Source organism: Oceanotoga sp., assembly GCF_030445905.1.
Taxonomy (GTDB): Bacteria; Thermotogota; Thermotogae; order Petrotogales; family Petrotogaceae; genus Oceanotoga; species Oceanotoga teriensis.
The window spans coordinates 14,347-32,713 of the sequence record NZ_JASUSU010000003.1 but is presented as its reverse complement, the minus strand read 5'-3'; the positions used below and the strand labels follow the sequence as shown (position 1 = coordinate 32,713).

Below are 18,367 nucleotides of genomic sequence, written 5' to 3'. Positions count from 1 at the left end.
ATTATTAAAAAATGATAAAATAAAATATAGAACAAAAAAGGAGAAAAAATAATGCTAAAAACAATAATAACAACACATAAAAATCCAGATTTTGACGGATTTGCAGCAGCATATGCCGCAAAATTAATATATGAAGATGCACAAATAATAATAAAAGGAGAACCCGCTAAAAACCTCACAGAATTTATAAATATATATGATATCCCTTATCTCACCGAAAAACAATTCCTTGAAGAATACAAACAACAAATAGAAAACAAAAACTTTCAAAAAATAGTAATAGTAGACACAGCAGATATACAAAGAATACCACCAACAATAAAAAAACTAATAGAAAGTGGTATAGAAACTGATATATATGATCATCATCCAAAAATGAGAGAAAATAATATAAAAGGAAATAATTACTCCGAAGAAATGGGAGCTGCAACAACACTTGTAGTAAAACAACTACTAAATCAAAAATCAGATCTTCCAGACACCTTAGAAACATTATTTTTAATAGCAATACATGAAGATACTGGAAATTTCATGTATACAACAACAACAGAACAAGATCATCTTGTTGCGGCAGAATTATTAAAAAGAGGAGCAAGATTAAAAGAAGTAGAAGAATTTGTAGCACTCGAAATGACAGAAGAACAAAGAGAACTATTCGATATGTTGTACAACAACATACAAGAACTATATCTAAATGAATTAAATGTACAAATAGCTTATTCAGAAATAGAAAAATTCATAGGTGGACTAAATATAATAACTCATAAAATATTTGAAACATTAACTCCAGACATACTATTTACAGTAGTAAGAATGGGAAAAAACATATACATAGTAGCAAGATCTAAAACCAATGAAATAGATTTAAATAAAGTATTAGAACACTTTGGAGGAGGAGGACACAAAAAAGCTGGATCTGCCAAAGTAAAAGACAAAAACATACAACAAGTAATAAACAAAATAGAAAAAGAATTAAAAAATTCATTCATACCAGTAATAAAAGCATCAAATATAATGTCATCACCAGTAAGAACAATACTTGCACAACAAAAAGTAGAAAAAGCATACAATATAATGGAACAAACAGGTCATTCAGGACTACCAGTAATAGACAATAACAAACTAGTTGGCCTCGTAACAAAAAAAGATATAGAAAAAGCAATAAAACACAAACTATCAAATGCCCCTATAAAGGCAGTGATGACAAAAAAAATAAAAGTTGTAGATACAGAAACATCAGTAAGTCAAATAAGAAAAATAATGGCAGAAGAAGATATAGGAAGATTACCAGTATTAAAAAAAGGAGTATTAGTGGGAATAATAACGAGATCAGACATACTACATGCATCAAGTGGAGTATTTGATTTCTCACCAAATCCAATATTAAAAGAAAAATTCAATGTATTCAACATATCACAACTCATGAAAGAAAGACTTCCAAAAAGAATAATGAACCTTCTCAGATTATTTGGTGCATTTGGATCAGAATTAAAAATGCACACATATGTAGTTGGTGGCTTTGTGAGAGACTTATTATTAAACTTAGAAAATTATGACATAGATATAGTAGTAGAAGGTGATGCCAACAAATACGGAAAATATGTTGCAGAACAATTAATGATAAAATATATACCACATAAAAAATTCAATACATGCTCATTATACTTCAAAGATGGATTCAGAATAGACGTAGCAACAGCGAGAACAGAATATTATGAAGCACCAGCGGAATTACCAAAAGTAGAAGTAAGCACCATAAAAAAAGATCTATATAGAAGAGACTTCTCAATAAATACGATGGCGATAAGAATAAATCAAGAAACATTTGGAATGCTATTAGATTTTTTCACATCAAAATCAGATCTCGAAAACAAAATAATAAGAACACTATATCCATTATCTTTTGTAGAAGATCCAACAAGAATACTCAGAGCAATAAGATTTGAACAAAGATATGGATTCAAAATAAATAAACAAACAGAAGACTATCTAAGAAGAACAGTAGAAGGTAATTACCTTGAAAAAGTTACTGGACCAAGACTAAGAGAAGAAATAGAAAAAATATTAAAAGAACCAAACCCATTAAAAGCAATAAAAAGAATGGGTGAATTCAAAATAATAACCCATCTATTCCCATACACATACTACACACCAACACTTGAAAAAGATGTAGAAAAACTATTCGAATACTATGAAATAATAAAACACAAAGCACCAATATACACATACAAAGTAAGAAAATTACACTTATTATTCTATATACTATTACAATATACTCCCAACAATTCATTAAAAGAAATACAACAAAGATATGGTTTACCTGGAGAATTCTTTGAAAAATTAGATCAAGCAAAAAAAGCTTATCAAACAATAAATGAACAAAAAGAAATAAGTAATTCAAAATACTATGAAATACTCTGTACATTCAATAATGAACAAATAATATATACAGGAATAAAAGTATCAGACAACAAAAAACAAGAATATACAGACTACTTAAACAAAGTAAAAGAAATAAAATTAAAAACAACTGGAAAAGATCTCAAAGAAAAAGGATACAAAGGAAGACAAATAAAAGAAAAACTTGAAGAATTAAAAAAACTAAGATTAGATGAAAAAATAACTCCAGATCAAGAAAAAAACTATATATAAAAGGGACTGTTCAAAAGAACAATCCCTTTTTTATTTAATAATATCATCTAAATTATCATATTTCATAAATAAAGAAACACCATATTTAAACTTATCATTATAAACATCGTCTAAAACGAGTTTATCATTTTTTATCAAAGAAATTCCCAATAAATCTTGAGCCCAATACAACAACTTATCTATATTATAAACATCTAAATTTAAATTTTGAGCCAAATACTTAACCATACATAAACCATAAAAAATATCATCATGAAAAAATCTATGATTCTTATCAATAACAAAAAAATCATCATCTTTAATCACAGGAGTTGCAATATTACTCAAAGAATTAGAATTTAAAAGAGAATCCAAAAAATTTTTATTACTTTCAGATTTATTAAAAAATCTATTAAAACTTAAATAATCGAGCATAAAATCAAAGTTCATATTAGAATACAAATCTTTAATCTTATCTTTAACTTTACAATAATCATCATCAAGAGAACTCAAAATATTGGCAGTATTCTCAGAACAATCACTATAAAAATATGGAACATCATCAAAATTACTCCATTTACCTCCAAATTCCTCAAAAAGATCATAAAGTCTTGAAGGATGAATAATCTGATTATCAGTACATAAAGATAAAGAAATAAAATTATCGGATAATTTAAAAGATCCTCTTCCAAACCAATAATCACTTATAAAACGAAGAAATTCATCATTCAAACTTTCAAATTCTGATTTTGGTTCAATAGCAATGAGATTAAAATCTTTAACCCCATATAAAATACCCACTTTCCCATAAACTTTAGTTCTACAAATCCAAGGAATTAAACCAAAAGAAAATTTTACCACATTCTTTAAATCATATTCATCTATCATTTCATCAACCATCAAATTAAAAAAACCTTGACCATAAACAGTACCAATAAAAACTTTCTTATCCTTTGGAATAAAACCACCTATATCATTCAAAGCTATTCTATACCTATTAACAGGCATACATAAAATAATAATATCTGACTTTGGAATAACATCATTTGGATTATCAGTTATAATATTCAAATCACCTCTGAACTTATCAATAACCTCTCCTTTTTTATCCCGATACTCCAATTCAACAACATCATTCCACCGATATGGTTTAGAAGTTATCAAATTAACTTCAAGACCACTTTTAGAAAGTAGTGGTATTAAAACATGAGCACTACTTCCTCCGCCAATAACAGTAATACTATTCATAAAAACGCCTCCTAAAAATAATCATTTCATCTATAACAAAAAAGTACCTTCTCAAACCTGAGAAAGCACTTTAAAATTATTTAAAATATATAAGCAGGCATATATATAATTTTTATATAATAATATTATAACATAAAAATACAAATAAGTAAAATTTATAAAATAAAAAAATAAAAAATTAATCAAAAAACATAATATAAACAGGAGAATATTGTTACAGATATTAGAGAACGATTAAAGTTAGTTATATAAAATTAATATTTTATTTCTTTTTTTGTAAAATCATTTTTTTAAAATACAAAAGAAAAAATAGAGAATAAAAATTCTCTATTTTCAGCTTTAATTAATTATTATAAAGTTTTTTACTATTAGTTTATAAATTTAACTAACAAACTAATCAAAAAAATAATATAAAACAAAACAATATATAGAATTTTAAATAAAATTAAAGACATTATGATAAAATTGAATAACATAAAAAAAGTGGGGGTAAATAAATGGAAAATCAAGAGATGGAGCTTACATTTTCAGACATAATAAGAATATTCAAAAGGAGAAGAGGAATATTTTATGCAACAGTTCTAATAGTATTTATAATAACTGTTTTATATTTATTACTCTTTACTAAACCAATTTACAAGGCAGAAACAACTATTGAATATCAAGGAAAAACATCAACATCATCATTAAGTCAATATGCAGGACTTGCCTCTATGGCTGGAATAGCACTTCCAAGTAGCGGATCAAGTGATCTCCCAAACGAACTACAAAGAATGAAATCGGATTATGTACTTGGAAAAATAGTAGATGAATTAAATATGGTTGAAAAAGCAAATAATAATAAAGGTTTACTCGCTAAGATAAGAAAAATAGATTATAAAAAAAGAGATTTTATAGATTCATTAAGACAAGATTTAAAAATAACTTCGATAAAAGATACAAGTTTTGTAAAAATATCCTATGAAAGTAAAAATCCAACACAAGCAGCATCTATAGTTAATATGGTATATGATTATTATCTTGAATATGATGAACAGTTAACAACACAACGTTCAGATCAAACGATAATTCAGATAAAATCTGTATTTAATGATCTTGAAAATCAATATAATAAAATGACAAAACAATTATATGATTATAAAGTAGAAAATAAGATAAGTGACAATGCTGTACAAACAGAATTAATAAAGTATTATGAAGATACCTATTTAAAACTATTAAAAATGGATCAAGATAGACAACAACTCGAAATAACTCTTGAAACTATTGAAAAAACTTTAATAGAAACAAGTGAAGAAATGAAAGAGATAATATTAACTTCTTCACAAGCAAATTTATCCTCATTAAAGAATCAACTTGTGAATTATCAAATAGAACTTGAGACATTAAAATTAAATCAACCAAATTCACCGAGAATAATAGAACTTGAAAATTCTATAAAGATTACTCAAACAGAACTAACAACACAGCAAAATAAAATACTTAATGATAATTTAAAATATCTTTCTATAACTGATAGAACAAAATTTCAACAGTATATACAAACAAAAACACAACTTGAACTTTTTGATGTTACAAAAGAAGTATATCAACAAATGTTAAAAGTTATAGATTCTGAAATAAATAAAAAATCACCAATAATATATCAATATCTTCAAATGTTAAAAGAGCAAAAAATAATAGAAAGCAAATATAACATTTTTTATAACACATTAGAACAAGAACAATTAAAAAAATCATTGTATAATCCAAAGTTCTCCATAATAGAAGATTCATATGTACCACAAAGACCTATATCCCCAAATAAAAAACTGACACTTGCAATAGGTTTAGTCCTTGGTATATTTCTTGGTATATTATTAGTATTTATAAAAGAATCTTCAGATAAAAAATTAAAAGATAAAAGAGAGTTTGAATCACTTTTTAAAGAAATAGATTTGAATATAAACAAAGTAGAAGATGCAGAAAAAATATATAATTATATGTATAAATATAATTTTAAAAAAGTTGGAATAATAGTAGATAAAAATTCAACAAAACAGAAACGAATAATAAATAAATTAAAGGAATTAATAAAAGAAGTAGATAATACTGTAGAATTTGAAGAACCTAAAGATGAAATAAATTTGAAAACAAAAATACAAAAATTTGAAGATATAAAAACTAAAGAAAAAGCAATAATAATATTTGAAAGTATAGAAAGTCCATCATATATACTATATGAAGAACATATGGATAAAAAAATAATTTTTGTAGAAGAAAAACTATCTGAATTACAAATGATAGAAGAAACAATAAAAAAAGAACCTAAAATAGTTAAAGCATATATAAAATAATAATTCGGCTTACAATTTTTATTGTAAGCCGCTTTCTCATTAAAGGAGCAAAAAATGAAAAGAATAATAATTTTAATGATTATTATGATCAATATAACTATATATTCACAGTTTCAAAATTATATATATATAGGAACAGATATAAAATATGAAAACAGAATAAAAAATGATTACAAACCATCACATGGATGGTATGAAAATCAATGGATAAATGATAGTATATTAAGAGATTATTCTGTATACAATGCAAAATTAATAAGCATAGGATTCAAAAGTCAGTATGATAAAAAATTCTATGCACAATTTATAGCAGATTTAAGACTTTCAGAAACGGCTTATTATAATTATAAAAATTATAATATATATAATTTAAAAGATATTACATACATATCATTGGACTTTCCAACCAATTCATATCTAAATTATAAAGATAAAAATTATGAAATAACACTTGGAAGAACCAAAATAAAATCAGGCAATTTAATATATCCAATAACCTTATCAAATAATGCACCATACTATGATAATTTAAATATAAAAATAAAACTAAGCAAAATAAATTATCAAATGGCATTCATATCATCATTTCCATTCTTATCTAAACAAGAATATGAATATAAATTTTCAAAAGGAAATTTCTCTGCATACAGAAATGACATATTTCAAAAAATATACCATGAAGATCAGAATTTTGAATATGCATTACAAACACTCAATCATATAGCAGGAAGATTACCCTCACCTTTAGACATAGTAAAATCAGAAACAGGACTTTTATCAACATATATAAAATATAAAACATTCATAAATATGTATGCAGAATACACTATAAACTATTCAAATCTAAAATCATCATTTGCATTTGGAATGAATAAAATATTTGATATATTAAATTTACAAATAACTCCAACAATAGAATATTATAATATTTCAAAAAATATATACCATGATGAAGACCCATATAAACAACTTTATTACAGGGGATTTTCACTGTCTAATACTCCACCAGCAAGATTAATGTTCAATTATCCATTTGGATTTAAATATGGAGAAGATTCAAACATGATAGCCATGAATTTAAATATAGAGAATAAAAACCTAAAAATAAGTATACAATATGATAATGGAAAAAATAAAGAAGGAAAGATAAACAATCTAAACTTAAACACATATATAAAACTAAAATATGGAGACATAAAACTATCATATATAAACCTCAACCTAAATGAAAAACATCAAAATATCATAAGTATACATTATATATTTGATTTGGATATACAACTTTAAAAAAGGAGCAAAAAATGAAAAAAATTATAACTTTTATGATGATAATATCATCAATAATTATATTTGCTTCGATAAATACAAATAATTTTAATATCATAAAAAATATATATCAAGGAAAAAGTATAACAAATATAAAACCATATCCAACAAACTTCAAAAATCAAATCAATTATAAAAATAAATCTATATATATAATACAAAACCCATTGTTCATAATTGGAGGACAATATATAACGGATTGGTCAAACTTTGAAAGAGGTCTATATCTTTCAGATTCATTACCATATGTAAATGGAATAACAACTGGATATCATACAGAAGGAATAAATATAACAAGTGGAGTATACTTTTTTTCACCAAATCTTACAAAACAAGAATTATTGATACAACAAAACCCTGCAATAGACTCAAATTCAGATAGAGCTCCATTAATAAATACAATATATAAAAATTCAGGATATTCAGAACCATATAAGACATATATAATACATTCAATCGAATTTAATCCATGGGACTTCATGAGATTCTCATTCTCTGAAATAAATCTTGTAGGAGGAAAATTTCCAGATCTTGTAGATATCAATCCTCTTGGTATACTTCATAACACCTATGGAGAAGGATATTCAAATGCAATGCTTGCAGCTGAATTATCTTTAATACCATATAAAGGATTTCAAATATATGCTGAATATGCTCAAGATGATATAGTTGTTGGAGCAACAGAAGCAGGTGCAGAAGGATATAAACCAACAGCAATAGCTTATGCTTTTGGAGGTAGATATGTAAATAAAATAAATGATATATATATATCGCCAAAAATAGAATACTATACTATTTATACATGGATGTACAACAGATGGCAAAAATTATTAAAATTTACAGCAGAATATGACAACATAGAAATACCTATGGGATTTGACTATGGAAATGATATGAATGGATTTTTATTTGGCTTAGATCTGTATAAAGAAAACATAGAAATAAAACTCACAATCGAAAATTATAATATTGGAATCATAAATTTAGATACAAATTATAATGATGAAAGAAAAAAAGAAAAAGAAAATTGGAAAATATATTCACCAATAAAAAATAAAACCATACTTGGAATAAAGTTTTCATTTGAAATATAAAAGTTGTTAATGTTTATGTATGCTAATAGTTCTAATAATGTTATATATAAAATAATTAAATAAATGATATAATAATTAAGAAGTATATACAGATTGGGAGGATTTGAATGAAAAATAAAGAAATGGACTTATCATTGGAAAATATAAAAAGGATACTAAAAAGAAGAAAATTATCTATTTTAATAGGATTTGTAGCAGTAATATTATTAGCAGTTTTATATCTATATATATCAACACCAGATTATGTTTCAGAAATGGTTATAGAATATACAAATGATTCCGGATCTTCAATATCAACATCAAGTGTTAGTACGATTGCATTACTTACTGGAAGTTCAGGATTAAACAATAATAATGTTTTAAATGAAATTCAAAGAATGAAGTCAGATCAAATAATTAGAAGAATTGTTCAAGAAATGAATCTTGTTGAATTAACAAATAATAATAGAGGATTTAAAGATAGATTATTCAAAAATTTTTACACAGAAAGAGATCTTATAAATTCTTTAAAAAATAGAATAGTCATAGAACCTGTTGAAAAAACAAATATAATAAAAATTTCATATGAAGATTCTTCTGCTACAGATGCTCAAAAAATTGTTAGTATGCTTTATAATTATTATATCGATTTTTCAAAAGAAATTTATACAAAAAATATAAATGAATATTCAAAAAAATTGCAAGATATGTTCGATCAAATATCTGATGATTATGATGAAATAAATAAAGAAATAATAAAATTTCAAAACGAAAATAAAATATCTGATAATAATGGTACTATGAATGAACTATTAAAATATTATTCTGAAAGTTATATGAAATATCTACAATTAGATATAGAAAAAAATAATCTTGAAATAAAGAAAAATAAAATAGAAAGTATAATATATTCAATGAATCCAGATATGAAAGAAATAGCAATTGAAAATTCAGATCCTATATTAAAATCTTTGAAAAGTCAAATAGTAACTGAACAAATAAAATTAGAAACATTAAAATTAAATACGCCTAATAATCCTCAAATAAGTGAAATAGATTCAAGAATAAAAGTTATTCAAAAAAAATTGCGTGAAAGAATAAATGAAATATTATCAAATGATCAAATATTTATTTCTTTAGTAGATAGCAATACATATAACGATTATTTACAAGTACAAACAGAACTTGAAATGTTTGATATAACAAAACAAGTATATAAATCAATGTTAGAACTCATAGATACGGAATTAGAAAGTAAATCACCAATACTGTATGAATATTATAATCTTAAAAAGAATCAAAATATAATTGATTTGAAATATAAAACTGTACTAAGTTCTCTTGAAGAACAAAAATTAAAAAAAGATTTATTTGAAAATAAATTTAATGTAATATCAGATTCATTTATACCAACAAGACCTTCATCTCCAAATGTAAATTTAACTATAGCAATCTCTATTTTAATGGGAATAATAATTGGAATATTATTTGCTTTTTATAAAGAATCAAAAGATAAAAAAATAAAAGATATATACCAATTTCAACATTATTATGATAATTATAAAGTTTTTGTAAAAAATAAAAAAGATTATAGAAAATTTGTTGGTGAAATAATAAATCAAAAAAACAAAAATATCGGAATTATGATTCTTTTCGATAATAAAATACATGAAAATGAGATAATAAAAAATTTAAAAATAATTCCAGATTTAGAAATATTAAATTTAAACAAAGAAACAGAATATGAAAAAACAGTTCAAGAAATAAAAAATATAGACAATAAAAAAATAATGTTATTTAATATAAATAATGAACAAGAACTATATATATATAAAAATCAAATAGATATATTATACATTTTAGTTCTTCAAGATGATACTAAACTCGAAGATATAGATATGTATCAAAAAAATGAAAATTCAGAATTTATATTTATAAATAAATAATAATTTCTAAAGAAGGGAAATAAAATTTTAATGATATACATTAAGATATTATCTTTAATAATAATATTATTAAATCCTATTTTAATAATTTTATCTTATTTTAATAATTTATTTGATAAAAAACATTCAGATGAAATTTTTAATACTGAAAATAATGATTCAAAATCATTTATTAGTGTTTTAATTCCATGTTATAATGAAGAAAAAAACATAGAAAATAAAATTAAAAATATTTTTAATTTAAATTATCCAAAAGAAAAATTAGAAATAATAATTGGTTCAGATGGTTCAACTGATAAAACAGTTGAACTGTCTGTAAAATTATCAGAAAAATATGATAATATAAAAGTTTTGGATTTAGAAAGATCAGGAAAAGCTTCTGTAATAAATAAAATGTTTGAATTTTCTAAAGGAGATTATATTCTTATAACGGATGCAGATTCAGAAATAATAACAAATGAAGCAATAAATATAGCTTTAAATTCTTCAAAGGAAATGATAAGTTCATTAATATTGACAAAAGATTTACCAGGGAATCATGAGTATTGGAATATGGATTTTTTAATAAGAAAATTTGAAAGTAAATTTAATACATCTGTTGTAGCAAGTGGAGTATTCATGTTTATAAAAAGAACATACTTTGATCATATACCACAAAATATCATAGCTGATGACTTATATATACCTTTAGCAGTTCTAAACAAAAAAGGAAAGGTTTTTCAACAAGATAAAATAGTTTGTAAAGTAGAAGAAGAAAAATTAGATATAAAAAACTATAATACAAAGAAGAGAAGAATAATAAAAGGTGGTATAAAAGTATATAAAAAACTTTGGAAAAGTCTTTTTGTAAACAATTTTAAAGCTTTTTTCTTTTTATTTATACACAAATTTCTTAGATGGTATTATTTGCCATTAATAGTTATAAATATTTTTTTATGGCTAAATTATAAATATTTTTTGTTATTTATTTTAATTTTAATTATAATGTACTTTATTCCAAAACTTAAATTTTTAATAACAGATTTAATAATACCTTTAGATTATAGAATATATAAAGATGACAAACAATTTAAAGGTTGGGAAAAAATCAATTAATGGAGTTTAAAATATGAGGTATTTAAAAATATTGACTATAATAACTTTGATAGGATTTTTTTGGTTACCAGTTTTAATAACTGGTGATGATGTTATATACTTATCAGAATTATTAACAGTAGGATTATTTTTATTATTAATAATTTTTAATAAAAATAAGAATTGGATAAAAAAAGATTTTCTAATAATGACCATACCAATAATACTCTTTACATATAGGCTTTTCATAGCTAGTATATTAAAAGCTCCGTTAAATACTAAAGAGTATTTTTTATTAGCTAAACAAATAGAATTTTTTATGATATTTATTACGTTTTATATGTTACTTGTAAATATTCCAAATTATCATAATAAAATTATAAAAATAATTAAAATACTTTTTTTTAGTTATGCATTATTTATACTTGCCGATGGTGTTTTTCAGATAATGGGTGGAATAAGAGCAAGAATACCTTTTAAACCAGGAACATCAAGTTCATTATCAGGTATTTTTTCTTCATTCACAGCTTATATATATCTTTTAGAATTTATGTATGAAAAAAAATTTTTTAAATCAATGTTATATGTATTAATAATATTAATATCACTTGGAGCAATGGTCTTGACTATTTCAAGAACAGCAATATTTGGTTTTTTGATAACAAGTTTTATATTTTTTATCACATATCTAATAATGAAAACAAAGAAAAAATATATAATGAAAGCTTTAATCTTATTCATTGTTTTTCTATTAGGTGCAAATTTTTACCTTGGATCAACAGATAAAACATATGGTGGAATGAATAGTTTAGACATAAAAACATTGATAAATTTAGTAAAAAAAGATAAATCTTTTGGATATAGAAAAGATTATTATATTGGTCAAACTATGGAAGACAATTATGGTAAGGATAATTTCAAAACATTTATAAATTTTACTTTTGGAAATGTAGATAATTCAAAACCAATTTGGGATAATCAATATGTTATGTGGATTAACAACTTTGGTGCAGTTGGAATATTTTTATATATAATATACTTTTTTTATTTTTTTAGGAAAATATTTAAAAATTTTAATAATAAGTTCAATATGATGTTTTATATATTTATGATACATCTTTTGATCTCAGGCATAACACTCGAATCATTTACAAATATATATGTTTTTCTACATATATTTAGTATATTACAAGCAATTTTTATATATCTAAATTCACAAGAAGAGGTTCAGACTTATGAATCATAAAAATATGTTCTTTATAACAGGACCAATAGGATCTGTTAAATCAAGCAATCAATCTTTTTTTAATACTCTAAAAGCATATCTTGATGAAGGATATAATGTATACCATTTTGCATTTTATTCCAAAAATAATAAAAAATATGATAATTCATATTTTGATAATTATGATAACTATAAATTTATAGGAATATCAAGTTTTTTAGATTCATTTAGAAATTTAAAAAAACTAATAAAAATAAAAAAACAAAATAACAAGCAATATAAAATACCGGAACCAAATCAAATAGTAATGCCAGAATCAGAAGTAAATAAATTTCATTTTATTTTTAGTAAAATATATACATTATTTGAAACTATAAGGGTTATATTATATTCAATGTTCATAAAACCAGATATAATATATTCTTATGAAGTTTTTTCGGTAAAAACAGGAAAAATTATAAGCAATTTATACAAAATACCGTTTGTTAAGAGATTTCAAGGAACATTTATCGATTATAAAAATATCGAATCTAAAAGAACTAAATTTCATAAAAAAGCTTATGAAATAAAATCAAACCTTGTAGTTATAGCAAATGATGGTACTAAAGGGGATAAAGTATTAAAAAAACTTGGATTTGAAAATGAACAAATATTATTTATTCTTAATGGACTTGATGAAAGAATAAAAAAAGAAGTAGAATCAAATCAAATAGAAACTTTAAGAAACAAAATTACCAATAATAAAGATTATTTTATCATGGGAATATTCAATAGATTTTATCCATTCAAAAGAATAGATCGTGCAATTTATCTTTTAAAACAAGCAATCGATGAAGAATTGAATCCTTTATTATTAATAGGGGGACTTGGTGGGCCAACTCAAGAATCAGTCAAACAATACGCTAAAAACTTACAAGTTGATAATAATATAATTTGGCTTGGGCAAATAAAATATGAAAAAATGATAGAATATTACAGTATATGTGACACAGTTTTAATATTAAACGATTATGCGAATACAGGAAATCAAGTAATAGAAACAGCCTATTTAAATATACCTACTATAGCTACAGATGATGAAAATAACTCTGAAATTTTAAACTATGAAAATATGTATTATATAAAACCAGAAAATTTTAGTGAAGAAGCCATATTAAAATTAAAGGAAATAAAAAATAATTTATTATATAATTTAAATAGAGAAAAAAATGAACAAATATTATTTTGGAATGAAAGAATGAAAATTGAAATACAAAAAGTGAATACATTAATAAAAAAATAGGCGGATAAACTCCGCCTATTTCTACATACCATCAAACAAATCATCATTGATTATAACCCCATCCCAATTTCTAAAATAAAAAGGAGCTTCACGAGGAACTCCAACCATTCTACCTTTTCTCTTTCCTATATCATCTATAGGCTTAAGCCTAAAAAAATAAAGTAAATAACCACTAAAACTATCTTTAGACTTCTTCATATCATATCTATTTATTGCTTGTAAAAGCAAATAATTAAAATTACCTATGCAATCCTCAGAATCAGTTCCAATTCTTCTTGAAATACCATAAGCCATCTTAATGATTAAACCCCTGTACCTTTCAAAAATAATACTCTTGGCGATTTCAGATCTTTCATCATCACTTCTTATAATAGTAATTAATTCATCATCTGACAATTTCTTAAGCTTCTCTTTCAAAGATTCATAACCATTAATCAATGATAGATCCCTCCTTTTTTAGAATAAAAAAAGTCCGTCTCTTTAAAACATTCATTAAAAATTATAACTCTTAAATATACTTTTGTATACCATGATTAAGAGTTAATAAAAAGGTATACTCATAAATACTCAATTTTAAAATAAAAAATCTATAATAATCTCATAGAAACTTATTAATACTTTTTATTTCTTTTCACATTAATATATACAAATAATTTTAATCTCATATAAAATTAAAAAAAAATATTTTTGTTAAGAAATGTTAATAAAATAAAAAAATAAACATAAAATATTCAGTTAATGTTTAGGAACATTATAATTAATAAAAACTTACAAAATCAAAAAAAAAATGATATAATATAAAATAGAAAGTTTAAAACCTTAATTATAGCTTATTATTAGCAGTTCAAATGATATATTAATTTTTTATAAATAATCGGTCAAAATATTGTAAAGTAATGATTTGAAATAAATTTTATGATAAAATAATTTTAGCTTGGACTTATTTATTTTATTTTTTATAAACTATTTATAATAACATGGGATGTGTACAAATGAAAAGATTGGTAAAGATACTCGATTTTATTTTGTTTTTTATTTTCAACTTAATAATTGGATTAAACCCGCTCACTTCACTTATAATATCTTCAATATTTCTCATAGGAATATATGCGTTCAGAACTTATGACACAGAAACTATGAATAGCTTAAATGAAACAATAATAAGAGTAATTGCCGGTAATTTTGTATCTATTATCGGTATTACTCTATTTCATTCTATATTGGGATATTCTATTTCAAAAGTATTTTTATATAATTTTATATTCAACATAATATTGATTCCAACAATACATAAAATAGAATATATGATATATATAAAAAAAGCTCCAGAAAAAAGATATCTTGTAATAGGACGAAAGAATGAAATAGGTCATATACTCGATGAAATAAGCAAAAAAACTCATGGTAAGTATAAGTTTGTTAAATATATAAATCCATCATCTGAAAAATTGATAGAGATTCTTACAGATGAATTTGATTTTGAAAATAATAGAATATTGAATACAATATCTACTAATAAATTGAATTCCATAGTTGTTACAGATCCAAAACTTGAAAATTTAGTTTTTGACAATATAAAAGAATTAAAAAGAAGAGGAATAAAAATAGAATATCTTCCTAATATGGCTGAAAAACATTTAAAAAGAATACCTCTTGAAGTGTTTGATAGATTTAATGAGTATTATAGAGTTACTTTTGAAAATGTCAGAGAAACTCCAACCAAAAGAATATTGGATATGTTAATATCTTCTGTTGCTTTGGTAATACTTTCACCATTTATGCTTATAATAGCTCTTATGATATTTTTTGAAGATAAATTACCTATTATTTTCACTCAAGAAAGAGTTGGCTTGCATGAGGAATCATTCAAAATGCATAAATTTAGAAGTATGAAAAATAGAAAAAATGAAGAAGCAAAATTTGCAACTGATGAACAAGATAGAGTTCTTAAAATAGGTAAAATTATTAGACCTATAAGATTGGATGAAACATTACAATTTTATGACATACTTCGTGGAGCTATGTCTTTTGTTGGACCAAGACCAGAACAACTAAAGTTCGTAAAAGAATACAACGACATGATTCCTTTCTACTACGCAAGGCATAAACTAAAACCAGGCCTAACAGGCTGGGCTCAAATAATGTACCAATACGCAGCAACCTTGGAACAATCAAAGAAAAAACTAAGTTATGATCTTTATTACGTAAAAAACAGAAACTCTGTTTTAGATATACAAATAATACTAAAAACTGTGGAAGCAGTAGTATGGAAGAGAGGAGCAATGTAGTTGAAGAAAGAACCTCTTGTAAGCATTATAACTCCATTATATAATGCAGAAAAATATATTTCAAATACAATTGAATCTGTTATTAATCAAGAATATAATAATTGGGAACTTATAATTATAAATGATTGTTCAAAAGATAAAGGGCCTGAAATCATTAAAAAATATCAAAATCAAGATAAAAGAATTAAATTAATAAATCTTGAGAAAAATTCTGGTGCAGCAGTAGCAAGAAATGTTGGTATAGAAAATGCTAAAGGTAATTTTATAGCTTTTATTGATTCTGATGATATTTGGGAAAAAACCAAATTAAAAGAACAAATAAGTTTTATGTTAGAAAATAACTACAATTTTTCATATACTGATTATATTCAAATAGATGAAAAAGGAAATGAATTAAGAAAAATTAGAACACCAAAAATTCTTACATACAAAAAACAATTATTATATAACCATATAGGAACTTCAACGGTAATATACAATCAAAAAAATTTAGGGAAAATATTTATGCCTGATCTTAGAAAAAGACAAGATTATGCTATGTGGCTGAAGATATTAAAAAATCATTCTAAAGGATATGGGTTAAATAAAGTTTTAACCAAGTATATAATTAGAAATGATTCTATATCTTCTAATAAAATGGATTTAATTAAATACAATTGGGAAATGTATAGAAAATCAGAAGAGTTTGGAGTAATCAAAAGCTCTTTTTATTTATTTACAGACATTATGTCAAAAATACTAAAGATCAAATAGATTCGGAGGTAAAGCCAAATGAAAATAGCAGTAGCAGGAACAGGATATGTGGGGTTATCATTAGCAGTGTTATTGTCTCAACATAATAAAGTAGTAGCACTAGACATAATAAAAGAAAAAGTAGACATGATAAACAACAAAAAATCCCCGATATCAGACAAAGAAATAGAAGAATATCTAAAAACAAAAAAACTAAACCTAACAGCAACAATAGATAAACTAAAAGCATACAAAGATGCAGAATATATAATAATAGCAACACCAACAGACTACGACCCAGATAAAAACTACTTCAACACAAAAAGTGTTGAAAGTGTAATAACAGATGTGTTGGAAATAAACCCAGAAGCAACAATGATAATAAAATCAACAATACCAGTTGGATACACAAAAGAAATAAGAGAAAAATTCAACACAAAAAACATAATATTCTCACCAGAGTTTCTGAGAGAAGGACAAGCACTATACGACAATCTATACCCATCTAGAATAGTAATAGGAGAACAAAGCAAAAGAGCAGAAAAATTCGCAGAACTACTACAACAAGCAGCGATAAAAAAAGAAATACCAACACTATTCACAGACTCAACAGAAGCAGAAGCTATAAAACTTTTTGCCAACACATACCTTGCAATGAGAGTAGCATTCTTCAACGAACTAGACACATACGCAGAAATAAGAGGGCTAGACACAAAACACATAATAGAAGGAATATCACTTGATCCAAGAATAGGTAGTCATTATAACAACCCATCGTTTGGATATGGAGGATACTGTCTACCAAAAGACACAAAACAACTAAGGGCAAACTATGAAGACGTACCAAACAACATAATATCTGCAATAGTAGATGCGAATAGAACAAGAAAAGACCACATAGCAGACATGATAATAAAAAAACATCCAAAAACAGTTGGAATATACAGACTAACAATGAAAACAAACTCAGATAATTTTAGACAATCATCTATACAAGGAGTAATGAAAAGAATAAAAGGAAAAGGAATAAAAGTAGTAGTATATGAGCCAGAATTAAAAGAAGAAACATTCTATAATTCAGAAGTAATAAAAAACTTTGAAGAATTCAAAAAAAGATCGGACATAATAATAACAAACAGAATGCACGAAGAACTAAGAGAAGTAGAAGATAAAGTATACACAAGAGATCTTTATGAGAGGGATTGA

At 24.0% G+C, this 18,367-nt stretch carries 13 protein-coding genes; 11 read left to right on the top strand and 2 right to left on the bottom strand.

The window, feature by feature from the left end:
- Positions 1–51: 51 nt before the first annotated feature.
- Positions 52–2,652, top strand: a complete 2,601-nt coding sequence (locus PWP28_RS01345; protein ID WP_109604685.1) for a CBS domain-containing protein — start codon at positions 52–54, stop codon at positions 2,650–2,652.
- Positions 2,653–2,682: 30 nt separating this feature from the next.
- Here PWP28_RS01345 and PWP28_RS01340 read toward each other — a convergent pair whose 3' ends face one another.
- A complete protein-coding gene (locus PWP28_RS01340) occupies positions 2,683–3,879 on the bottom strand; it encodes an NAD/NADP octopine/nopaline dehydrogenase family protein (protein WP_308644100.1) in 1,197 nt (398 codons plus the stop codon).
- Positions 3,880–4,376: 497 nt separating this feature from the next.
- On the opposite strand from PWP28_RS01340, the gene PWP28_RS01335 reads away from it, so the two are divergent.
- From PWP28_RS01335 to PWP28_RS01305, 7 genes are all read left to right on the top strand, one after another.
- Positions 4,377–6,215 (top strand): GNVR domain-containing protein, encoded by a 1,839-nt coding sequence (locus PWP28_RS01335; RefSeq protein WP_308644099.1) that lies wholly within the window; start codon positions 4,377–4,379, stop codon positions 6,213–6,215.
- 54 nt (positions 6,216–6,269) lie between these two features.
- Positions 6,270–7,502: a hypothetical protein gene (locus PWP28_RS01330; RefSeq protein ID WP_308644098.1), complete on the top strand. Its 1,233-nt coding sequence runs from the start codon at positions 6,270–6,272 to the stop codon at positions 7,500–7,502.
- Positions 7,503–7,516: 14 nt separating this feature from the next.
- The gene (locus PWP28_RS01325; protein ID WP_308644097.1) at positions 7,517–8,635 is read left to right on the top strand and encodes a hypothetical protein; all 1,119 of its coding nucleotides are present in this window, start codon (positions 7,517–7,519) and stop codon (positions 8,633–8,635) included.
- Between the two features lie 107 nt (positions 8,636–8,742).
- Positions 8,743–10,560 (top strand): Wzz/FepE/Etk N-terminal domain-containing protein, encoded by a 1,818-nt coding sequence (locus PWP28_RS01320; protein WP_305081284.1) that lies wholly within the window; start codon positions 8,743–8,745, stop codon positions 10,558–10,560.
- A 30-nt stretch (positions 10,561–10,590) separates the two neighbouring features.
- Positions 10,591–11,655 (top strand): glycosyltransferase, encoded by a 1,065-nt coding sequence (locus PWP28_RS01315; RefSeq protein WP_308644096.1) that lies wholly within the window; start codon positions 10,591–10,593, stop codon positions 11,653–11,655.
- A gap of 13 nt (positions 11,656–11,668) precedes the next feature.
- The gene (locus PWP28_RS01310) at positions 11,669–12,880 is read left to right on the top strand and encodes an O-antigen polymerase (protein ID WP_308644095.1); all 1,212 of its coding nucleotides are present in this window, start codon (positions 11,669–11,671) and stop codon (positions 12,878–12,880) included.
- Positions 12,870–14,141, top strand: coding sequence for a glycosyltransferase (locus PWP28_RS01305; RefSeq protein ID WP_305081281.1), 1,272 nt, complete (start codon positions 12,870–12,872; stop codon positions 14,139–14,141). Before PWP28_RS01310 ends, PWP28_RS01305 begins: the two co-directional genes overlap by 11 nt.
- A gap of 21 nt (positions 14,142–14,162) precedes the next feature.
- On the opposite strand, the gene PWP28_RS01300 is transcribed toward PWP28_RS01305, so the two are convergent.
- Positions 14,163–14,579: a hypothetical protein gene (locus PWP28_RS01300; protein ID WP_308644094.1), complete on the bottom strand. Its 417-nt coding sequence runs from the start codon at positions 14,577–14,579 to the stop codon at positions 14,163–14,165.
- Between the two features lie 554 nt (positions 14,580–15,133).
- On the opposite strand from PWP28_RS01300, the gene PWP28_RS01295 reads away from it, so the two are divergent.
- From PWP28_RS01295 to PWP28_RS01285, 3 genes are read left to right on the top strand one after another with little or no spacing between them, the layout of a single operon-like run.
- A complete protein-coding gene (locus PWP28_RS01295) occupies positions 15,134–16,429 on the top strand; it encodes an exopolysaccharide biosynthesis polyprenyl glycosylphosphotransferase (protein ID WP_308644093.1) in 1,296 nt (431 codons plus the stop codon).
- The gene (locus PWP28_RS01290) at positions 16,430–17,182 is read left to right on the top strand and encodes a glycosyltransferase family 2 protein (protein WP_308644092.1); all 753 of its coding nucleotides are present in this window, start codon (positions 16,430–16,432) and stop codon (positions 17,180–17,182) included.
- A gap of 18 nt (positions 17,183–17,200) precedes the next feature.
- Positions 17,201–18,367, top strand: a complete 1,167-nt coding sequence (locus PWP28_RS01285; protein WP_308644091.1) for a nucleotide sugar dehydrogenase — start codon at positions 17,201–17,203, stop codon at positions 18,365–18,367.